Genomic DNA, 20,416 nt, shown 5'->3' on the forward strand with positions numbered 1-20,416 from the left:
GCTTTTACCTTTTTGTTATTTTTTGATGTATAAATCTTAAAACCAAATACAAAAGCCATCCTGCTGGGCCGAAGTAAAATGTTAGTGCCAAAATGGGGACTAAGATCCATCGATTGATTCCTTCTTTGATTCCATCTTCTGTTTCCCAAGTTCCTAAAAACAAATCAAACGCTAAATAATGGATCCAACCTGCGAGTAAAAAGTAATCATTGGCAAAAAGTAATCGGACTGAATCCAGGCTAGAAAAGTTTCCTTCTGCCTGGCCGTTTCCAATGAAAATAGAAAAAACATACACCCCTCCGAGTAAAAGCCCTGAAACAAAAACTCTTAATGGACGAATCACCTTACTTTGATTTGGTGAAAAAATCAATACTAACCACGATAATACAGTAATACCATTGGCAATTTTAAATATTAGAGATGGATTCATACAGTTACCTCATTTCTTATTACATTCGATTTTAATATTAATTTACAGAAACATACTGCAATGAGTAGGAAAAAGATTCCATAAACACTTGAATAGAAGGCATTGAAATGAAAAATTGATTCTCCATTTAATGTTTGAATTACCATAAATATATTGATAGTTAAGAATAAGACTCCCATTATTCGAACCATTGTTTGGTTCAAAATAGAATCCTTTTTATTTATTAAATAAGCTGCCAAAAAAACAAAAAGCTGCATCACGTGCATTCCGAAAAAGTGAGGAACTCTCATATCTCCTAGTTTTGTACTCCAACCGAAAAATAAAATTCCCTCTCCAGGATCTCCGCTACCAAATTGATGAGAACCACTTGTAGCAAAGATTCCTTGTTTCATGGCTTCGAGCTGGTCTGGACGAGGTGTCGTCATAAAAAAACCAATGATCATTCCGAACCCGGCAATAAACATTCCCCAAACCAGACTTTCTTTCACAGATTTTGTTATAGATTCTTTTCGAAAGATAGAATAACCCATCCAAAGATGAAAGGCCCAAAAGATAGAGATACTGGTTCCCATAACAGAATAAACAATTTGGTTCCATATATTCGTTACATTAAAATGACTCAACTCTGCGCGGCTTGCTTGAAAGGTGATGAGAACAATTTCGATAAGAGCAGTGATGGTTAACGCGATTTGGATCCGCCGGTTGAATTTCCAATCTTTCAGAAATTTTACCATGACCCAAACTGTGGTCATTGAGTACAATCCCAGGGACAGGGAAAATTTTAGAGGTTTGATCCAGACATTGGCCCCCAAAAGGGTTCTTGTGTCTAGAAATAAGAGAGGAAGGATGGCAACTGTGAGTACTGCCATAGCGATCCCGTTCCAAAAAAGTGGTTGTTTTCTGTAGTCATCAAATTCCATAATGTAGACAGTGTAAATATATATGTATACTCTGTCAACATGGAAGTATACATTGTAAACATTTTTGTAAAATGAAACCAGCCAAAAAAAAACAATCTCAGCCAAAGTCAAATTCTTTCAGTTCGCCAAAATCGAATGCCTACCACCACGGAAATCTTCGAGAAGAGGTGCTTGAGCATTCGAGGAAGGTATTGGAATCGAAGGGTGTCTCTTCATTGAGCCTTCGAGACATTGCAACCGATTTAGGTGTGAGCCATACTGCCCCCTACAGACATTTTCCGAAAAAAATGGACCTTCTCCAAGCCCTCGTCGCCGAAGGTTTTTTGGAATTAAGTGAAGGTATGAAAAGAGCTTGGGAGGCTTCAGAAGATCCGTTGGAAAAAATAAAGAAGGCTGGTGTAGAATATATTTTTCTTTTACTGAAAAACCCAAGAAGAACTGAACTAATGTTTGGTGGAGAGATTTATGTTTCTGGAGATCCTATTTCAGATGAGTTAAGTGAATTTGGTAAGGCGGCATATATGGGAATGTTTCGGATTGTGGAATATGGTCAAAAACTACAGAAGTTAAAAAATACTATACCTACTGATACTCTGATGATGAGTTTTTGGAGTGGTGTTCATGGTTTTGCTGTACTCAATGAACGAAAATGGAAACAAATCAAATCGCAAGAAGAAGAGGTTAAATTCCGAAAAGAGGTAGACCAAATTTTGGATATTATGATCGAGGGAACCCGTTTGTGAAATAGATAACCCGACTGGTAATCATAGTATATTCTCCTTCTGTTTCAAGAGTCACTTCCATTTCCACAGGATAATCTTTTAAGACCATAATCAGTCCAATGCCAGAATGATGAGGATCATTTTCGTTGGTCTCTAATTTTTCAATATACAAACTATCTAGGTCTTTCGCAGAAAAAATTTCTTTTAAACTTGCTTCATAAGCCACAACATTTGAATCGTTTGTTTTATTACGAACTAACATTTCAAATGTAGTCCCTCGATGGATTAATGAGATATCTATATCTGCTTTTTTGTCATAAGAATATTTAGCTGCATTTTCCAATAGTTCGTTAAACACAGTGGAGATGGAATTTACGATTTCTGAATTCTTCATATCCATTGATTCGGTTGGAACATTGGGTAAAAAAGAAAAACCATAAAAATATCCAATAAAATCAGAAAGGATACCTATGCGGCGCCAATAACGCATTAAATCCAATGGTTTTAAATGGATTTGAATTTTAGAATCTGGTTCTTCGTTAATTTGATTTGCGGATTTGAAATTGCCGTACTTTCGCATAGTCGTAGTTCAACTAAGGAATTTAGACTATTTATTTCAATGCCGCAAGCGCTTTTTCTAATGCATATTGCATTAATCTGCGTTCTTCGGGATTTGTGCTCAGTTTATCAAAATGCAGTGGTTTGAGGAGGAATCCATCAGCATCGAATTTGAGGAACGGATTTTCTTTTTTCTCTTGTTCGTTTTTTAAACCGATCACTTGAAATGTTTCAATTGGCGTGTGCACCCCTTTTACTACGATTTCACCCTTTGGTTTTGTATCGATGAACTCGTCTATGAGAGATTTGGTGGCGTTGGATATAAGGATTTCCCCAGCATCAGAGGCATTTTCTAATCGCGAAGCTACATTGACAGGTCCACCAATGATGGTATAATCCATCCTTTCATTGGTTCCAAAATTTCCAACGGTCACGTAGCCAGTATTAATGCCGATACGACAAGTGAGGTTGTGGTTGATTCCAGATTTTCTCCAATACTCAGCCAGTGCCGGTAAGCTGTCCCGCATTTCAATGGCCATCTTCACACAATTCAATGCATGGACTTTGTCATTGTCGAAAGTGGGAGCACCAAAAAAAATCATGATGGCATCTCCGATGAATTTGTCGATGGTTCCACCGTATTTGATCGCAATACTCGACATGACATCTAAATATTTATTTAAACAATCCGAAAGAATTTCTGGTTCTATTGAGTCTGTAATGGTTGTGAACCCAACAATGTCAGAAAAGAAAATAGTAAGTTTTCGTCTCTGATGAGAAATGGAAGTTTCCACCTCAGAACCAGCAATCATTTCATAGAGTTGTGGCGAGAGATAACGTCGCATTCGATCCAAATACAACTGGATCTTTTTATTATTTTCTAAAAGTTCGTTTTCGATCTCTGTCGAATGATCAATGATGTTTTGGTAAAGGACTTCCAACTCTGCATATTTGGCTCGTTCTTCCTCCAAAATTGATTCATTGTCCATATTATACCTTTTATCCTCTTTTTCTCATGATCATGATTGTGATATCGTCATAAACATCCATACCGTCGATAAAAACATAAATATCTTTAAAGATGGCATCTAAAATTGCATCAGTGGATCCAAGCTCAGCATGACGTTCTAAAGACTCTATCAATCTATGGGAACCAAATTGTTCTCTTTTCGGATTTTCTGCTTCTGTGGCGCCATCCGTATACAAAAGAATGATATCTTTTGCTTGGAGTGGGATTGGCTTTTCATGAATAAATTCATCGATCGATTCAGTAAGTCCAACTAACATACCATTATCGACAGTATCAATGATTTCTGTTTTTTTCAATGCGTGGCGATACACCATAATGGTTTCGTGTTGTCCTGCAGTGGTAAACACGCCATTTTTGTAAGAAAATAATGATAAAGTAAGGTTACGAATATCGTTCATTCTAACATGTATATTCGAAAACAAAATCGAGTTAATCGAACGAAGAGATTCTCGTAGAGAAATTACTTTTGAACGTAAAGTTGTGATAAATGCAGACTGAGTCATAAGCATCACAACGCCCGAAGCTAAACCGTGGTCTGTTACGTCACCAATGCCAATATAAACGGTTCCATCTTCATGGTGTACTACATCATAATAATCTCCACCCACTTCATTGGCAGAATCCATACGTGCAGATATTTCTAGTTCTTGGATTTCTTTTAATTCTTCATTACGAGGTAATACCATCGCTTGGATTTGCCTTGCAACATCCAGTTCCATTCCTAGTCGCATATTCTCTTCTAAGATGGCTTGTTTTTCAGTATTAAAAATTAAGTCAGCTTGTTCTTGAGTAGTTCGTGAAGTATTAAGAATCGCATATAATATCAAACCACCCGTAACAACCATATAGAGCAGGATGAGAAAAATTCCCATAGGAACAGCACTAACTAAAAAGAAAGAGCTGTTCATCTCTAAGAAGTCTGGTTTGAGATACTGAGACAAATTCATGAGCTTTGCGTTCAAATCATTCATCTCTGGATAAAAATAGATCGTTAAAGATGCATACTCTACTAAGAGGACAATGACGGCAAAAATGATGGTCTTAGTATTGTTACGGATCGAAGCGAGGGCAATGAGAATGAAGAAAACATAAATCATTGGAGCCGCATACACAAGGCTCGGGTTTTTTTGGGAGTATGCCGTATACCCTGTAACAAATGTCAGTAGAGTGATTTCTAAAAAGGAAGACAGAAATTTAAAGATGTTGAGATACTTTCCCGACTTCTTTAAAGAGTATAGAACAACAAAATTGTAACAGAGAAGTACTAAGATCGCAGAAATTTGGTAATAGAACTCAATAGGTGGCCGGCCTGATAGAAGACCGAGAGTAGCGAAGATAACCAAAAATCCCAGGAAGAAGAATCGAAACTTGGTCGCAAAGGTTTCGGCCCGGAATTCTCCCTGGTAAGCAATCTCTTTTAGTTGTTTCTTGTAATAGTCCGAAAGGACGAATCGATTTTCGTTGGAAGGAGATTGCGGCATAGAGTAAAGGTTTCTTTCTTTATATTTCGTTCAGGAGAATGCGGAAAATTAGCTTATAACGTCATACATTTTGCATAAATTGCAAATGATTTTTCATTTTTTTGAGGGAGACGACTAGGATGAGTCAGATCAAAGTCCATTTGGCCACAACAGAGGAGGATCGTAACAAAATCTTCCGCTTGCGATATGATATATACGTTCAAGAAATGAACAGAGTCCAAGTTTACGCCGATCATGAGGCGAAAATGATTAAGGAGCCCTTCGACGAAACAGGCCACCTTTTTCTCGCGGAAACGGAAGAGGGAGAGTGCATTGGTACGGTTCGTATTAACTTCCGAAAGGATGGGAGTTTAGAATGCGAAGAATTATATGAAATGGAACTTTTCCGTCCCTATTATCCTGACAAAGTTTCCATGTCTACCAAACTCATGGTGAAAAGTGAATATAGGCATACGGCCGCAGCCAGTATGCTTTGTATGAAAATTTATGAACATGCCAGAGAAAATGGAATCCTAATCGATTTTATTGATACTAACCCTCATTTGGTTCGCTTGTACAACCAGGTGGGTTATCGGATGTACAAAAAAAACATTCATCATCCTGAATACGGAATTGTGATTCCTATGGTTTTTTTACTGGATGATAATGAATATTTAAAACAAATTCATTCACCTTTCCTACGTTTAGCGAAGCGTTTTCCTACAGGGACTGAACTTGCCCATTTATTTGAAACAAATTTCACCGATTACAAGGACATCCGTCCTCTCTTCTCTATGGATGGGGATGAGGTTTGGCAAAATATTGTTCATGATATGATGCTTCCTCCAAGTCAGTTTCTCTCTTTTTTAAGAGGATTCACGGAAGAGGAATCAAAGAAATTATTATCCATGTTGGATTTGATTGACTATGAAGATGGAGACATTGTGTTCCAACAGAACCAAGAAAGCCAAGGTCTCTTTTGTGTTTTAGAAGGGAGTGTGGAAGTGGTTGTCAATCGAGACGATGGAGTTCGCTCCACAATATCAATTCTAAACCAAGGAGAGATATTTGGAGAATTGGGTTTTGTGGCTAAGTCAAACAGGAATGCGGATATTATTGTTCGAGATCATGCTAAATTACTAATTTTGACTCCGAATGAATTTCAAAAATTAGAAATCCAGAGTCCAACACTAGCTATGAAACTTCTCACCAATTTGTTTGTAATTTTAGCAGAGAGATTTAATGAAATGTCCCGCCGCATGCTCGAATTTAGGAGGTTGTACGAGATGGGCGGAAATGTTTCCTAGTAAAAATCAATTATTAGTTTATATCCAAAACTACCTGATCCCAAAGCTTTTTGAAATTAGAAAGGGATTTTGATTGCCAAGAAATATTTAAAGATCCTTGGATTTTGATTTGGTACGCTGCACTTTTCCTTGAATCAATAATGAACATAGAGAGGGTAGTGATTCCCGAACTGTTTACAAACTGTAAATCTCTGAAGTCCATCGTTAAGGAAGAACCTTGGCAAAGTTTCGCAACATCTCTTAAAAATAATTTAATAGGTTCATAAGCGGGTAAGTTCTGCAATCGGATGGAGCCTGCAAATTTGACAGTTTTGGTGGCTTCGTCGTATTGTATATTGTAATCTAAGTCTTTGATTTCCATGAAGCTTCGCCTATTATATCTCTTCTACGTTGATAATTGCTCTTACCGTGATTTCATGAGTATCGGCATCGATCTCATTGAAACTATAACCAAAACGTACTGGATAGTCTTTTAGCATCATGAGTAATCCTAAACCAGATTTGGTATCGCCGTCTTCTTTGGTTTCGAGTGTAGAAAAATACATCTCCTCCACGTTCTCCGACAAGAGTTTATTTACAAAAAGCTCAAAACTATCTCGTAAGGTTTTTGACGCCACATTTAAAACATCAATTCTTAAAAGATTTCCGTATTGTTTTAATTCTACGTTGATTCTTCCTTCTCTAGCTTTCGAAAATTTAGAAGCATTTTCAAGAAGTTCGTTAATGATCGTAGAGAGGGAGTTGGCTTTGGTTTCACTTGCTTCGTAGCAGTAGGAATAAAATCCTGCAACAAAGTTTGCTGTGAGTCCGCATCGTCTCCAATACGTAGTCATATCGATTGGTTGAAAGATCAATCGAAGTTGGCCATCAGCAGGCAAATTTTCTGGAATGATGTGATATTCCCCGATAATGATGGGTGACTTTTGATTCAATTTTGCCTCCGTTTATTTTTGGTATAAATGCGTTTCTAAATTGATAGTGAATTTCACTCGATTGGACATATACTCCGATTGGAGCCTGGAATATAATTCCTGCATTCCCTCTGGATGTCCCATAAAGGACATCATAGACCAACCTGTCATCATCCCTAAATGAATTTTTGGGTAATCCACAAGTGGTTTGTCATCGTTACCATCATTCGAAGCCACAAAATCGGTTCTTGTGACCAATCGAAAGCCCATTTTTTCCATAATGTTGGGAACCTTTTCCATAACATACCTGTCCGCAGGGTGGATGGTCGCATGTTTGGCTACCATATCCAAAAGCACTTGGGGGCCTGTAAAGGATTTATCGTTTGGGCAGTGGATGAGGACCTTTCCTCCCGGTTTTAAAACTCGGTAGAATTCCTTTAAAGCCTTTTCTGGTTCTTTGATATGGATGAGAACCATAGAATTAAAAATAAAATCAAAATGATTGTCTGGATAATCCAAAGCTCTTACATCGGAGACCTTCCAGTCTACTTTTGGATAACCCAATTTACAATATTGCACCATCTCTTCCGAAATATCGCAGGCAGACCACCGGAGGTTTGGATTTTTTTTCATCAGGAAACTAGTGAGTACACCAGGGCCTGCTCCCGCATCCAAAGCTAGGCCAGATTCCTTTTCAAAGGAAATGGAATCCAAAAAAGGATCAAGGAGGAGTTTTAGGAGGTTTGCCTGGGCAGACAATCTTGGCATCTCATCCTGGATGGATATTTTTTGTGTGTATAGGTTTTCGCTCAAAGTGAATACGCGCCAGAAGTGGTTCTAAATAAAGATACCTTTTTTTTAGATCGGTCAACTGAAATACGGGTCTCTTTTTGATGTTTTTTTCAGTAGACCTTCGAAACTAGAATGGATCCGACATAATGACCATGCGTTTATTCGTCATTGGAGTTCGCGAGCGACAACTCCGTCGATATCACTTCCATTGTAACTGCCTGGAGGCCAAGGGAATTTACTCCCTGTGTTTGGGTTATTCACTTCTGCTGCTGAAGTAATTTTCAGAAATTTGAAACCACTGGCCCTGATCGTGTCTACTAAGTTTGAGTCACAACCTGTATCATTCGGATCATTTGGATCTAAATCTTCCAAATCGAATCCATCACCGCCACCTAACAAAAAGGAACCATTGGTTTTGGTAAATAGTTCTAAATTCGTGAATGGTTTTGTACTCATATTATAATAAACAGGTCGTAATCCTCCAAACCGGTTCCAACTATTCATTATATTGACTCCACCGCCCGTATAACTTGGATTAAATCCACAAAAATTTGTATTATCAATCGACACTTGGATCACAGAAGGATCCATTGCATAGGTATTGGACTCGTCCGAAATTCGAAAACTATTGTCATAAACGATGAAGTCGTCACCCGTAACATTTTTTACCGTTTTTCCTCCCCAACTAAGAACGATGGAGGCGCCTGGTCCTGTGATGTCTAATGCATAAACATCCAAAGAGCCTACAAGATCTCCGGAGCCACAAATTCCATTGATTGCTTTGTTTTTGTCCGAAAAACCAGAGACATTGGCACTCGCACTAACGACTGTTGTTGCAATTTGGATTTCAGAAGGAAGTGGGGATTTTGGACAGAAATTCAAATCGGATGTTAAATTCAGTAAAGGTAATAAAGCGGCTAGGTTCTCGCCCGAAGAGGAAGAATTTTTGCAATGGGAGAAATACGCAAGAACCCAAAGAAATAAATAACCAGAAATTTTAAATCTTGTAAGTAATTGCATCACATCCCCCAATATTCGAAACTAATTCTTAAAGTCCAGTCCAAGTTGAGTTTTCAGTTCTTGAAAGTGCTCTACTGAAAGTATACCCACCACAACCATTGGTGGCATAATTTGTTGGATTACTAGTAACCGTACTTGCTTGCACTTCTGCCAGTGTTGCTTTTCCTGAAATCAATTCGCAAAAATAAAAACATTTTGCGGCACCAAGTTCACATCCAGAAGTAGTGACCGGGGTATAATCAATTCTTCCAAAAGAAGATTTGGTCCAGTTATTATTGCCTGGAGTATTTTGGTAATAAAGTCTGCGAGTGGCTTTGTCAAAAGAAAGAATTCGATAAGTTGTATCTCCTCCACCAGCACCGTAGGTTGGGGTCGTGTCAAATCCGGAAATGATACTTCCAGACCCATCAGCGTTTGTTGCAATGATGAGTCGGCCAGTTGGTGTTCCCGTTAATTGTCCACTGGAATTATAAGTATAACCTGCGTTCCACTGTCCGTTATAATCCAATAAAAAAGAGGTAGAGAGGGCACTTCCAACAGCAAGACCAAGTAATAATTTGTTATTAGCATCTGATTCTGATACTTGTTTTTCTGTTTGGCATGCAATGATTTGTGCGAGTAAAATCAGGGAAAGGGCAGTGGTTTTAAGTGTACGATTCATAGAAGTCTCCTAATGGGTAAAAATTTAGGGGAACTCCGATTCAATAATCAACAAATAGCTGTTAGGTCCTGTGCGGTGGAATCCTAAAACATAAATATTGTTTTGATTGTTTCGGGTGCCCCGATGCCTTCGGGGCCCCTGTATCCAAATGGAGGACATTTGAAATCAGTGTGTAAAGTTCCATAACCACGAGGTAGACTTTACGGGGAAGATCTGGCTCACCAAACTTTGATTTGGATTACAGTTGCGGGTCAGCACAGGAATTACACCTGTTTCCTCCCAGAAGGTAATTTCCAGAGTTTCGTTTACCGAGGAAATGTCAAATTTTTAAAGCCATTATTTTTAGAAACATGGATAGGAAATTGAAACAGAAATGACTTGAAATTGTAGCGAAAATCCTCGGTAAACTTTTGCAACCAAATCTGGATTTGGGGCACATACCAATTAAGAGGAAAAGTTATGTTCTATTATGTGGGAAGATCCATCGGATTTATGCTTATGTGGATAGTGGTCAAACCAATGCGATTGAAGTATGGAAATAAAAAAGTTGAAATTCAAAATGACCATGTCTTGCGTAAGTTAAACGGAAAATCCATAATCTTTATTTCTAATCATATTAAACCAAGAAACAAATTTTTGAAAGTAATTACAATGCCTTACGATGCTTTTGTAATTCGTGGTGTTCTCAAACGATATGGAATTTATACAACAGCACTTACAAGTTATGATTCTGGAATTCCCAATAAAGGAAAAAAAAGGAAATGGTTGTATAGAAAAGAACAAATGGTAAAAGGAATTGTTAAATCTATTGATTTAATTCCACTCAATCGAAGTGAATCGGATCCTGTTACCATTAAAGATTTTAAACGTAGAATTGGTCGTGGGAATTTAGGAATTGGAATTTTTCCTGAAGGTTCTTGGTATCGTGGATTTAGAAAAAGTCGTAAACTTTATCCCGGTATGGTTGTTCTTAGCAAACGTTATAATTTACCAATTGTTCCTTTGTATTTGGATGCATACAATATGAATAAACCCATTCGAATGTCAGTTGGGAATCCAATTTGGGAAGTGACCGATGCACCTGAAACAATCAATTACATTCGAAGTGAACTGATTCGATTAAAAGACAAAGGGACTTCTATACTAGTTACGAACGAAGCAGAAAAAATTTTAGACGATGAAAATGATGGATTGGAAATCTCACCAAGCGTAAGTTAGCTTGCTTTTTTGCTCAAAAGTTTTTGAAAATAGGAAATCCCTTCCTCAATGGGATTTCCTGAGCCTTTCCTTTTTCTAAGCATTCCTGTCATGTCCAAAACAATCACTCCGTACATCCAACTCCACATCATTCTGGCAATGGCTGGGTATTCGTTTTTTGGGTAAGGAATTTCTCCAGATTCAAATCCAATACGAACTGTTTCTAAAAAGAAACGATAACTTTTCGGTAATTGCGGAAAAGCCTTTCGATGTACACCACCGTAGTCAGTTACAAACATAACTTTGTGTAATTCTCGGTTGTTACTTGCGAAGTTGAAATAAGCGCGGGCAATGGCAGCCAGTTGTTGGAATGCAGAATTAGAATCTACTTCCGCACTTGCTTTTTTTAACATGGAGAGGAGTTCGTCCTCACCCGACCTAATTAAGTCTTGTACAAGGTCAATTTGGCTTTCATAGTAGGAATATGGACTGGCGACACTGCAACCAAGTCGGTTGGCAATCTTTCGCATAGAGAGACCATCCAGTCCTTCTTCTTTTAAAATCAGAAGGGATACGTTCCTAATTTCCTCACGAGAGAGGCTATTGCGAATCCGTCTTTGTTTGTTTGAAGCTTCCAACATGGATTTGAATCGGTCTGACCTCCATAATATTCAAATCCAGCTAAAAATCGAACGTTTTTCTTAAAAAGCAGCGTTGATTTGGGCATAGGCAATGTAGGCGTCACGAGCCAATTGGTTTTTACCTTGTAAGTAGTTTTGGTTCCACTCGAAAGACTGTGTAGTGGCATTGTATTGGAGTTTACTGTTTCGATAATTACGAACTGAATCTCCGGCATTTAAATACCCAAAACCCATCCACAAAGAAACAAAATCATTAATTTGTCCGTGCCAAGTCAAATCTACCTCTGTATAAATTCGTTTTCCCAGAGCATAAGGCGAGGAGTAAGAATTATTAGAATAATTTTCTGTACTACCTTTGTCAGAGGATACAGGGTATGGATTTTTTTCTCCTAAGGAACTTGTGGAATTGGCGGCACCACTGATCGCATACCAAGCATCTTGTTTTTCTGCCTTATCATTTTGAAAATAGGTGACTTGGAATTCTCCAAAGGAGTCGGTTTTATAACTGATACTAACAGATTTTGAGTAGAGATTCTGTGCGTTGATATTTTCGGAGATCCCAGCGACACTATTAAAATAAGGAATCACCCCGAATCTTGGATTGGCTAAAGTCTGGAAGGTAGATATAGATGCATCTGCTCTATTTTTATCACCAGAAGCATATAACACTTGCCCACCTAATCGAAGTTTCTTGAAGAAAGTATATCCAGTTTGGAAGACGTGCATTTGCCCTGTATACTTTTCCCTTTCGGTTCTTACATTGTCATATTCATTGGGAAGATATTCTTTTAGATATGGATCTTGGATTCTCCTTCCACTTGTTCCCATTTGGAAGGCAGATTCCCAAGTAAAATCCCAAGACTTTTCTTCAGGGAGAAAATTTCCTTTGGTTCGATTGGTCAGACGGAATCCAGAAGTAATTAAATTTTGGTTTTGCCTACTTCTATTGGCGGCAAGAGGATCATCGTTGGATGATGCTGGTAAACCTGTGATCGGATTGGTTGGATTTTTTTTCCATTTCCGAACCACTCCTAAACTATAAAGGTCCAAAGTCACCCAGTCAGGGATCGTAAAACTATTATAGGTTCCGACTAAAGTAGTGTCTGTACCAGTAGCTGCCGAATTGAGTTTAGGGTCGTTTGCAGAAACGACACCATTCGTTCCACTTTGTGTCCAGTAAGGTCTGGCCATCAAAAAGTGAATTTTTAATTGGTCGTAATTGAACATAAGCCTTGCTCCGTCAAAGGATAGGCCGTTGACTGTCCAGTTCCCTCCACCAATGATTCGTTGGTCACCGTATGCCCAAATTTGTCTTCCTAACTGTAATTTAGATTGTAAGGGCAGTTGGTTGATGGTTACGAATGCTTCTCTGATACCAGTTTGATTTAACGACACTGCGTTTGTTTGATTTTTTGAATAGAGATCGGCTGTATTACTAAAGAAATTGGCTCGTATATCGCCAGAGGAAGCAGGGGATTCCCCTCCCCAAACTCGAGCGTCTTGAAGTGTCACCTTTGCTTGGACATAAGGGCTCGGATCAAAAATAAAATAAATCGAAGACGTTTGTAGGGTCCTGTCAATATAACCTTTGTCAGATGCATTAAAATCTAAGTTGTATCTGGATTCTTGTCTTGGCCTAAGATACAATCCAAAACGTAATACGTCGTTTAACCAAAATTGTTGAGAGTTTGCAGAATGTTTGGACAATTCTGGTTCAACAAACATATGTCGATTGTATTCAGGATCGATCCCTTTTTCTTTCATTGTAGAAACATAAGGTTTGGGTGTTTTAACAGTTCCTTCGGAATTTTGTGGTTCTGTCGGCTCTGCTTTTGGTATTGTTAGCGGTAATAAAACCGCTAACAATAGAAAATAGAAATAACCTTTAGAAATATTCATGATATTTCTCCTTTTCTTTTTGTGAAATTTCCTCTGATTAATTTACTCCAGTGATTACTTTTAGGATATAAAAGTAGAGAGGAATTCCAATAATGATATTGATTGGGAATACAATCGATAAGGCAACGGTTAAGTAGATACTTGGATTTGCTTCTGGTATGGATTCTTTCATCGCCGCAGGTACTGCTATATAAGATGCAGATGCACATAGTACAACAAACATTAATGCATCACCGATAGGCATCTGTATGATTTTAGTTAGCAGAATGGCGATCACTACGTTGATAACCATAATGAGGAGAGCCGAACCCACGAGGAAAAATCCCACTTTTTTTAATTCACGCATTTGTTTGGCAGCATCGATTCCTTTATCCAACAAGAAGAAGGCGAGTAGTCCTTTGAAAATATCTTCTGTGAATGGTTTTGTTGTGTTCCAACCGGATTCACCAGACAAATATCCAACAATTAATGCCCCAATCAAAATATAAACGGAAGAACTAAAGAAAGCTTCATGGAGTAATTGTTTCCAATGGATTTTTTCGTTTATGTTTTCGTGGTTTTTCTTTTTACCTAATCGGTCTAGAATCACAGCAAGCACAATCGCAGGTGATTCCATAAGAGCCATTCCTGCTACGATAAAGCCTTGGTATTCATAACCATAACTATGTAAAAAAGCACCTGCGGTAACAAAGGTCACGGCGCTGATGGATCCAAAACTACCTGCTAGTGCTGCTGAATTTGCATGATCCAACTTCGCTTTAAAAATGAAGTAAGAATAAATCGGAACAAAACATGCCATAAACATACAGGCAATGAGTGTTAGTAGATGTTCTTCTGCGAAAGGAGATTTGAATAATTCATGGCCTCCTTTGAAACCGATGGAGAATAAAAGATATAAAGAAAGGAATTTAGATACTCCTTCGGTAATCCTTAGATCCGATTTGAAGAAAACGACACCCATTCCTAAAAAGAAAAAGAGTACCGGTGGGTTTAAGATGTTGTTCAGTGCTGCGTGGAAATCCATAATTTCATCCCTCAGTTTGTCATCATTTTAGACATGCATTTTGTCCAAAATCATAAAATTGGACAAAAAATAATCCATTTCAAATTTATCCAAACTTCGAAATCGCTTTCTTAGGCATAGATTTCGCGAAAACTGGTGATTCAGATGAAACAAATGGTCCGAATCACTCTCCTATTGGCGATCTTTGCCGGATTGGATGGGTGTTTGTGGAAACCTGAAAGTTTCTATGGGCGAAACATCAGCCGTGATGTCCAATTTTTGGTACCCCAAAAGACAGAAATTCCGAAGAACTGTAGCCACGAATCGATTCAATCTTTGCGAAATAGGGTCTGGATCGACAACCGCAGCGCGGATGCGATGCGGGGCAAACGAGAAGAGGGAGGCCAGTGGGTCAGATTTCAGTTGACCAATGATCTTGAAATGGACAGTCAATTCAGTGTGTTAATCCAATGGATTAACATACCTTTTGTGGAACTTTGTTCTGAGGGACCCGAAGGAAATGTGATCGATTCCTATAGCGGGTATGTTTGGGAAGATTGGTTGGGAATCTTATCCCCATTTCCGCATTTTAATGTGACACTTCTACCAAAAGAAAGTCGTTACTTTTTTGTATATTTAATTTCTAACGAAGATTTAAACTTCCCGATCCGTACGGTGTCTCAATCAGGTTACCGATCTATTGTCCTGTTCCGGTTTTTGACATTTTTGTTTTTCTCAATGGTTGGGATTGTTTCTTTTGGATGGGCGTTCTCTGAATATTTTAAATCCAAGGAGAGGGTTTATCTTTCGATCCTAATCCATTTTCTTATGTTTTTCCTTCTTGTGTATTCGGTTCATGGGAAGGAGTTTGCATCGGTATTTGGAAATACGAATAACTTAGTTAGGCATTCCTATTATCTTTTTTTATCCATTAACCATTTTGTATTCTTCGTTTACTTGGCAACCTTCGACCAGTTTATCGGCAATCGACTTTCTAAGAACTTTCGGTTTTGGATTTCAGGGGTTGCTGGATTTTTGTATTTGCTTGTACCACTTTTTCCAAGGGTGTATGAATTTAGAATTTTTCTAGTTCTATCAATCTTTGGAACTGCTGCTTATCATTTATATAAAACTCATGAAACATTGTTATCAAAACAAGAAAGTGAAGATAGAGCATATGTATTCGGTTGGTTCTTTTTTCTTTTTTCTGTCTTTTTAAAGACATTGTTTCATTTTGATTTTTATCCGTATCAGCCATTTTTCATTTATGCATCTGTGTTTTATCTTCCATTTTTAACTGCAGGATCTTTTTTATTTTTACGGAATTACGAGAAAAAGGACAAATCAAAGACAAGATACAGATCGTTAACAACAAAATTAGATAAAACAGAATTTCGTAACAAATTAGAGTTATTGTTAGGTGATGAAAAAGTATATCTAGATCCAAATTGTAATGAAGAACTAATTGCTTCTAAAATGGGTCTTTCTTACCACCAACTCAGCGAACTAATCAATTCAGAATATAACTTCAATTTTCCTTCTCTGTTAAACCAGTATCGAATCAAAGAAGCTATGGTTTTGCTGAATGAGAAACCAGAACTCAATATTGCAGAAGTTGGTAGACTTTCTGGATTCGGATCTCGGTCTGCTTTTTATCTGGAATTTAAAAAACAATCCGGGGTGAACCCGAATCAATTTCGAAAAACAAAAGGCCATTTAAATAAAGATAGTTAGATTGAGAGGATGTTCGCTATGAACAACGAAAATAAACCAAAAGATTGGTTACCGGGATTAAAGGAAAATTGGAAATCGGACATTGTGTCCGGTTTTATCGTGTTTTTGATTGCTTTGCCACTTTGTTTGGGAATTTCGCTAGCATCTGGTGCTCCTCCGATGGCAGGAATCTTTTCCGGTATTGTAGGTGGGATCATTGCGTCCTTACTAAGTGGATCCCATTTAACAATCAATGGTCCTGCTGCTGGACTCATAGCAGTGGTTTTGAATTCGATTATGGTTCTTGGAGGTGGGGATCCAAAACTTGGATTTGAACTGACACTTGCGGCCATTGTGATTGCAGGTGCTATCCAGGTAGTTTTAGGACTTGTGAAGGCGGGTAATTTAACCGTATATTTTCCGATCTCCGTCGTTCATGGGATGATGGCGGCCATTGGAATCATTATTATTTCTAAACAGTTTTATGTAGCTCTTGGAATTACCCCTAAAGCAAAAACAATCGGAGGATTGCTTTTAGAAATACCATTTAGTTTTTCTTTTGTGAATCCAGAGGTAGCTATTATAGGAATCTCTGCCATATTGATCATTGCTATCCTTTCTAAGGTCAAAAACCAGTTATTTAAAAAATTGCCAGCACCACTTGTTGCAGTGTTAGTTGGAATTGGTTTGGGTATCATTTTTGATTTAGCAGATGAACATTCTTATACATTACTCGATCAGACTTATAAAATTGGACCGGAAAAATTAGTAAATTTGCCCGATCATATTTATGATGGGATTACTTTCCCTGATTTTTCGCGATGGAAAGATGGAGTGTTTTGGGTGATGGTCATTACCATTGCACTCATCGCAAGCATTGAATCTTTGTTAACTGCAACGGCTGTTGATAATACGGATCCTTACCGACGAAAATCCAATATGGATCGTGAGTTGGTGGCCAAAGGAGCAGGAAACTTTCTTTTAGGTTGGATTGGTGGATTACCAATCATTGCTGAGGTAGTCCGGTCTTCTGCCAATATGGAGAATGGTGCTAAAACTCGTTGGTCCAATTTTTTTCATGGTTTGTTTTTGTTATTTTTTATCTTACTTTTACCGGGACTCATCCACCGGATCCCTCTAGCTTCACTTGCAGGTATTTTGATTATGGTGGGGTTTCGGTTGGCTTCTCCCCATGTTTTTAAAGAAACATACGACAAAGGTTGGGATCAAATTGTTATTTTTACAGTCACTGTAGTTCTAACGATTGTTGAGGATTTGTTAGTTGGTGTTTTTTGTGGAATTGTTACTGCGATTTTAATTCAAATCTATTTTGGGGTTCCGCTTCGTTATATCTTTGTTGCAGACATCACTGTGAAATCAGAAAATAAAATACATGTGTTAGATGTAAAACATGCCTTATTATTCTCCAATATGATTTCATTGAAACTTTTACTTAGAAAACTCGTCCCTGGTGAAAGAGTGGATTTGAAATTTGATAAAAATGTGAAAATGATTGGATTCTCAGCCATTGAGTTTTTGCAAAGTTTCAAACGAGACTATGAATTAAGAGGTGGGCAAGTCAACCTAATCGGTTTTGAAGATTTAAAACCGATTTCTGCTTACTATGGAGCCACGCGAATCCACAAGTAAGAAACAAAAAATTCTTGTAACTACTAGTTTTAAAACCAATATTCCTGTATGCAGAGAATATTGGTTTTTTCTCTTCTTTTTATTATTCCCATTTTCATTCAAGAAAAGGCGTTCCCAATTTGACTGGTGGAGGTAGTACGGGGATTTGGTAATATTTTTAAAAAAATCAATTTATTGGGAACTTTTTCTTCTAAACGTAGGTTTCGTATATAGTGAAGTTTAGTAGTATTCTATTGATTGTTTTTGTAATGATGGGTTCGGTCACAAACCTTCTAGCAAAACCCATTGTCATTAAGGAACTTTGGCAAACAGCCTTACAATCCAATCCTGAATTTTTATCGGCAAAGGCTGATTACGATAAAGCTTTTTTTGAGAACGAAAAAAGTTATGCGGCCTATTTACCAACGGTTAATGTTTTGGCTTCGGCAAGGCAATCCTCTGCCAATTTTAGTGGATCAGGTACTGTGAATGATCCTTTGATCAATGGATCTTCTGGAACTGGATCTAACACAAACCAACAAACAAGTTCAGGAGAATCGAGGCCAACGGCAATCAATCGTTATTCGATGGGACTGAGTACAAACCAAAATCTTTTTGCTGGTTTTAAAGATAAAAGTGGAATTGAAAAAACGGAAGCTTTATTGCATGCAGCAAAACAGACATTACATGATTCAAGATTAAAGGTTTGTTTTGAATTAAAGTCTGGTTATGTGCAAATGTTGTATGCCAAAGAATTACATCAACTCTCAGAAAAAATAAAAGAACGACGTACAAAAAATCGTGATTTGGTAAAACTACGTTATGAAGTGGGTCGGGAACATAAGGGAAGTTTTTTACTCAGTGAATCTTTTGTAAAACAATCCGAATTTGAAGTATCTTCTGCATTTCGATTATTTGAAAGTAATGTGAATGAAGTGGAGAGAGTGATATCCAATCGATTGGATATAAATATCAATTCAGAATTTGTTTATGAGCCTGTTTTGGAAAAAAAGTTTTCGGAAAAAGAGAAGGAATCTTTACTCGAGTCTCATCCTTCTATTATGGCAGAACAATCTAAAGTGCGCGCTGCTCAGGCAAACATCGGTGTGGCAGAAGCTGGGTTCTATCCTGATTTGAATTTAAGTGCTACTGTCACAAGACAAGATGATGTATGGTTTCCAAAACCAAGAAACTACAGTTTTGGATTAAACTTAACCTATCCATTGTTTAATGGTGGAAGGGATTATTATAATGTTAAAATTGCGAAATCGGAATATGAAAAATCCATTCATACAAGAGATGCCAAAAAAAATACCCTAGCATTTTCCTTAGAACAATCGCATTTTAATTTTAAAAATGCATCAGAGCAACTGATAGTATTGACAGAATTTTATAAAGCCTCTGAGATACGTGCCATGATCGCAAGATCCCAATATTCGAATGGACTGATTAGTTTTGAAAATTGGGACATCATCGAAAACGATTTGATCAATCGAGAAAAAAATCTATTGATAGGAAAACGTGATTTGGGATTGGCGGAAGCTACATATTTGAGAAATTTAGGAAAGTGTTTTGATGAAGATTAAATTTGTTTTGATAGCAGTCGCATTAGTGATCATTTCACTCTCCCTATATTTTTTTGGATTTGGGAAATCAAAACCAAACACGAAACTAGAATCTTCTAAAGTGTTTCGAGGAGATTTGATTGTTACTGTGAGGGCAACAGGCACAGCCATCCCCAAAAATCGATTGGAGATCAAACCACCGATTGCAGGACGCGTGGAATCCATTTTAGTAAATGAAGGAAATCATGTAGCACGAGGTAAAATCATCGCTTGGATGAGTTCAACGGAAAGAGCCGCTTTAATAGACGCGGCTAGGGCCAAAGGGGAAGAAGAACTCAAAAAATGGGAAGATTTTTATAAACCAACTCCAGTGATTTCGCCATTACGTGGTTTGGTGATCGCATCCAACATTAGTCCTGGGCAAACGGTGACCCAACAAGATATTCTTTATGTTCTTTCAGATAATTTGATGATCCAGGCAAAAGTGGACGAAACAGATCTTTCAAAAATAAAGATAGGCCAAATAGCAAATATTACTGTAGATTCTTATTCGGATGCCGCCATCCAAGCAAAGGTGACACATATTGGATATGAAGCCGTCACAGAAAATAATGTAACTATGTACAATGTTGATTTAGAATTAAAATCCATTCCTGAATATCTAAGGAGTGGAATGTCAATAACGATTGACTTTATAGTTTCAGAAGAAAGAGATGTTTTGCTTCTTGCAAATGAATATGTAAAAGGAAATTCTAAAAAAGGAATCGTATTAAAAAAACTAGAGGGAGAGTTAGTTGAAACCTCTGTTAGCATTGGAATGAGTGATGACCAAAATACTGTTATTCTCTCAGGATTAGAAGAAAACGAAGTGGTGTATCGAAAGAAAAAAATTCAGGAAGAAAAAAAGGCAGGCAGCAACGGACCATTTTCTTCACCCAAAATGCCGAAGAGATAACTA

Annotated in this window: 20 protein-coding genes; 7 read left to right on the forward strand and 13 right to left on the reverse strand. The window is 37.7% G+C overall.

What is annotated here, in order from left to right; all coding sequences use genetic code 11:
- Nucleotides 1–4: 4 nt before the first annotated feature.
- Together ND811_RS04115 and ND811_RS04120 are read right to left on the reverse strand one after the other, a co-directional pair.
- A complete protein-coding gene (locus ND811_RS04115) occupies nt 5–430 on the reverse strand; it encodes an ABA4-like family protein (RefSeq protein WP_265350235.1) in 426 nt (141 codons plus the stop codon).
- Entirely contained in the window at nt 427–1,299 is an 873-nt protein-coding gene (locus ND811_RS04120; protein ID WP_322113424.1) for a hypothetical protein, read from the reverse strand. The genes ND811_RS04115 and ND811_RS04120 overlap by 4 nt, the downstream gene beginning before the upstream one ends.
- Nucleotides 1,300–1,421: 122 nt before the next feature.
- Between ND811_RS04120 and ND811_RS04125 the strand changes: the two genes are divergently transcribed.
- Nucleotides 1,422–2,093, forward strand: a complete 672-nt coding sequence (locus ND811_RS04125; RefSeq protein ID WP_265350233.1) for a TetR/AcrR family transcriptional regulator — start codon at nt 1,422–1,424, stop codon at nt 2,091–2,093.
- On the opposite strand, the gene ND811_RS04130 is transcribed toward ND811_RS04125, so the two are convergent.
- From ND811_RS04130 to ND811_RS04140, 3 genes are read right to left on the reverse strand one after another with little or no spacing between them, the layout of a single operon-like run.
- Nucleotides 2,068–2,652, reverse strand: coding sequence for a slr1658 superfamily regulator (locus ND811_RS04130; RefSeq protein WP_265350232.1), 585 nt, complete (start codon nt 2,650–2,652; stop codon nt 2,068–2,070). The two genes, ND811_RS04125 and ND811_RS04130, sit on opposite strands and share 26 nt — an antisense overlap.
- Before the next feature lie 31 nt (nt 2,653–2,683).
- On the reverse strand, nt 2,684–3,619 hold the full coding sequence (locus ND811_RS04135; RefSeq protein WP_265350231.1) for an adenylate/guanylate cyclase domain-containing protein: 936 nt from the start codon (nt 3,617–3,619) through the stop codon (nt 2,684–2,686).
- Nucleotides 3,620–3,629: 10 nt separating this feature from the next.
- Complete coding sequence (locus ND811_RS04140; protein ID WP_265350230.1) at nt 3,630–5,141, reverse strand: PP2C family protein-serine/threonine phosphatase; 1,512 nt, start codon at nt 5,139–5,141, stop codon at nt 3,630–3,632.
- Between the two features lie 119 nt (nt 5,142–5,260).
- On the opposite strand from ND811_RS04140, the gene ND811_RS04145 reads away from it, so the two are divergent.
- Nucleotides 5,261–6,427, forward strand: coding sequence for a GNAT family N-acetyltransferase (locus tag ND811_RS04145; RefSeq protein ID WP_265350229.1), 1,167 nt, complete (start codon nt 5,261–5,263; stop codon nt 6,425–6,427).
- A 13-nt stretch (nt 6,428–6,440) separates the two neighbouring features.
- Here the strand turns inward: ND811_RS04145 and ND811_RS04150 are convergent, their stop codons facing one another.
- The 5 genes from ND811_RS04150 to ND811_RS04170 form a co-directional block, all read right to left on the reverse strand.
- Nucleotides 6,441–6,788: a slr1659 superfamily regulator gene (locus tag ND811_RS04150; RefSeq protein WP_265350228.1), complete on the reverse strand. Its 348-nt coding sequence runs from the start codon at nt 6,786–6,788 to the stop codon at nt 6,441–6,443.
- A gap of 13 nt (nt 6,789–6,801) precedes the next feature.
- The gene (locus ND811_RS04155) at nt 6,802–7,359 is read right to left on the reverse strand and encodes a slr1658 superfamily regulator (protein WP_135745541.1); all 558 of its coding nucleotides are present in this window, start codon (nt 7,357–7,359) and stop codon (nt 6,802–6,804) included.
- 12 nt (nt 7,360–7,371) lie between these two features.
- Nucleotides 7,372–8,151 (reverse strand): class I SAM-dependent methyltransferase, encoded by a 780-nt coding sequence (locus tag ND811_RS04160; protein ID WP_265350227.1) that lies wholly within the window; start codon nt 8,149–8,151, stop codon nt 7,372–7,374.
- Between the two features lie 144 nt (nt 8,152–8,295).
- Entirely contained in the window at nt 8,296–9,150 is an 855-nt protein-coding gene (locus tag ND811_RS04165; protein ID WP_265350226.1) for an LIC_13355 family lipoprotein, read from the reverse strand.
- Nucleotides 9,151–9,178: 28 nt separating this feature from the next.
- Nucleotides 9,179–9,811 (reverse strand): hypothetical protein, encoded by a 633-nt coding sequence (locus ND811_RS04170; RefSeq protein ID WP_265350225.1) that lies wholly within the window; start codon nt 9,809–9,811, stop codon nt 9,179–9,181.
- Nucleotides 9,812–10,270: 459 nt separating this feature from the next.
- Here ND811_RS04170 and ND811_RS04175 point away from each other — a divergent pair, with 459 nt between their 5' ends.
- Nucleotides 10,271–11,029: a lysophospholipid acyltransferase family protein gene (locus ND811_RS04175; RefSeq protein ID WP_265350224.1), complete on the forward strand. Its 759-nt coding sequence runs from the start codon at nt 10,271–10,273 to the stop codon at nt 11,027–11,029.
- On the opposite strand, the gene ND811_RS04180 is transcribed toward ND811_RS04175, so the two are convergent.
- The 3 genes from ND811_RS04180 to ND811_RS04190 are packed head-to-tail and all read right to left on the reverse strand — an operon-like array spanning nt 11,026 to nt 14,572.
- On the reverse strand, nt 11,026–11,649 hold the full coding sequence (locus ND811_RS04180) for a TetR/AcrR family transcriptional regulator (RefSeq protein ID WP_265350223.1): 624 nt from the start codon (nt 11,647–11,649) through the stop codon (nt 11,026–11,028). The genes ND811_RS04175 and ND811_RS04180 overlap by 4 nt on opposite strands.
- A 60-nt stretch (nt 11,650–11,709) precedes the next feature.
- Nucleotides 11,710–13,548, reverse strand: coding sequence for an alginate export family protein (locus ND811_RS04185; RefSeq protein ID WP_265350222.1), 1,839 nt, complete (start codon nt 13,546–13,548; stop codon nt 11,710–11,712).
- Nucleotides 13,549–13,585: 37 nt separating this feature from the next.
- Nucleotides 13,586–14,572, reverse strand: coding sequence for a sodium-dependent bicarbonate transport family permease (locus ND811_RS04190; protein ID WP_265350221.1), 987 nt, complete (start codon nt 14,570–14,572; stop codon nt 13,586–13,588).
- Nucleotides 14,573–14,716: 144 nt separating this feature from the next.
- Here ND811_RS04190 and ND811_RS04195 point away from each other — a divergent pair, with 144 nt between their 5' ends.
- The 4 genes from ND811_RS04195 to ND811_RS04210 all read left to right on the forward strand — a co-directional run bounded on the left by ND811_RS04195 (nt 14,717) and on the right by ND811_RS04210 (nt 20,413).
- Nucleotides 14,717–16,285 (forward strand): helix-turn-helix domain-containing protein, encoded by a 1,569-nt coding sequence (locus ND811_RS04195; protein ID WP_265350220.1) that lies wholly within the window; start codon nt 14,717–14,719, stop codon nt 16,283–16,285.
- A gap of 18 nt (nt 16,286–16,303) precedes the next feature.
- A complete protein-coding gene (locus ND811_RS04200; protein ID WP_265350219.1) occupies nt 16,304–17,914 on the forward strand; it encodes a SulP family inorganic anion transporter in 1,611 nt (536 codons plus the stop codon).
- Between the two features lie 212 nt (nt 17,915–18,126).
- Nucleotides 18,127–19,479, forward strand: coding sequence for a TolC family protein (locus tag ND811_RS04205; RefSeq protein WP_265350218.1), 1,353 nt, complete (start codon nt 18,127–18,129; stop codon nt 19,477–19,479).
- The gene (locus tag ND811_RS04210) at nt 19,469–20,413 is read left to right on the forward strand and encodes an efflux RND transporter periplasmic adaptor subunit (RefSeq protein WP_265350217.1); all 945 of its coding nucleotides are present in this window, start codon (nt 19,469–19,471) and stop codon (nt 20,411–20,413) included. Before ND811_RS04205 ends, ND811_RS04210 begins: the two co-directional genes overlap by 11 nt.
- The last annotated feature ends 3 nt before the right edge of the window (nt 20,414–20,416 follow it).

Source organism: Leptospira soteropolitanensis, assembly GCF_026151655.1.
GTDB classification, from domain to species: Bacteria; Spirochaetota; Leptospiria; order Leptospirales; family Leptospiraceae; genus Leptospira_A; species Leptospira_A soteropolitanensis.

What these genes read in the sequence shown, in the direction of transcription:
- ND811_RS04130 (WP_265350232.1), bottom strand. Translation starts at nt 2,652, where the DNA reads ATGCGAAAGTACGGCAATTTCAAATCCGCAAATCAAATTAACGAAGAA.
- ND811_RS04140 (WP_265350230.1), bottom strand. Translation starts at nt 5,141, where the DNA reads ATGCCGCAATCTCCTTCCAACGAAAATCGATTCGTCCTTTCGGACTAT.
- ND811_RS04150 (WP_265350228.1), bottom strand. Translation starts at nt 6,788, where the DNA reads ATGGAAATCAAAGACTTAGATTACAATATACAATACGACGAAGCCACC.
- ND811_RS04195 (WP_265350220.1), top strand. Translation starts at nt 14,717, where the DNA reads ATGAAACAAATGGTCCGAATCACTCTCCTATTGGCGATCTTTGCCGGA.
- ND811_RS04210 (WP_265350217.1), top strand. Translation starts at nt 19,469, where the DNA reads ATGAAGATTAAATTTGTTTTGATAGCAGTCGCATTAGTGATCATTTCA.
- ND811_RS04190 (WP_265350221.1), bottom strand. Translation starts at nt 14,572, where the DNA reads ATGGATTTCCACGCAGCACTGAACAACATCTTAAACCCACCGGTACTC.
- ND811_RS04170 (WP_265350225.1), bottom strand. Translation starts at nt 9,811, where the DNA reads ATGAATCGTACACTTAAAACCACTGCCCTTTCCCTGATTTTACTCGCA.
- ND811_RS04125 (WP_265350233.1), top strand. Translation starts at nt 1,422, where the DNA reads ATGAAACCAGCCAAAAAAAAACAATCTCAGCCAAAGTCAAATTCTTTC.
- ND811_RS04165 (WP_265350226.1), bottom strand. Translation starts at nt 9,150, where the DNA reads ATGCAATTACTTACAAGATTTAAAATTTCTGGTTATTTATTTCTTTGG.
- ND811_RS04200 (WP_265350219.1), top strand. Translation starts at nt 16,304, where the DNA reads ATGAACAACGAAAATAAACCAAAAGATTGGTTACCGGGATTAAAGGAA.
- ND811_RS04120 (WP_322113424.1), bottom strand. Translation starts at nt 1,299, where the DNA reads ATGGCAGTACTCACAGTTGCCATCCTTCCTCTCTTATTTCTAGACACA.
- ND811_RS04175 (WP_265350224.1), top strand. Translation starts at nt 10,271, where the DNA reads ATGTTCTATTATGTGGGAAGATCCATCGGATTTATGCTTATGTGGATA.
- ND811_RS04145 (WP_265350229.1), top strand. Translation starts at nt 5,261, where the DNA reads ATGAGTCAGATCAAAGTCCATTTGGCCACAACAGAGGAGGATCGTAAC.
- ND811_RS04185 (WP_265350222.1), bottom strand. Translation starts at nt 13,548, where the DNA reads ATGAATATTTCTAAAGGTTATTTCTATTTTCTATTGTTAGCGGTTTTA.
- ND811_RS04135 (WP_265350231.1), bottom strand. Translation starts at nt 3,619, where the DNA reads ATGGACAATGAATCAATTTTGGAGGAAGAACGAGCCAAATATGCAGAG.
- ND811_RS04180 (WP_265350223.1), bottom strand. Translation starts at nt 11,649, where the DNA reads ATGTTGGAAGCTTCAAACAAACAAAGACGGATTCGCAATAGCCTCTCT.
- ND811_RS04115 (WP_265350235.1), bottom strand. Translation starts at nt 430, where the DNA reads ATGAATCCATCTCTAATATTTAAAATTGCCAATGGTATTACTGTATTA.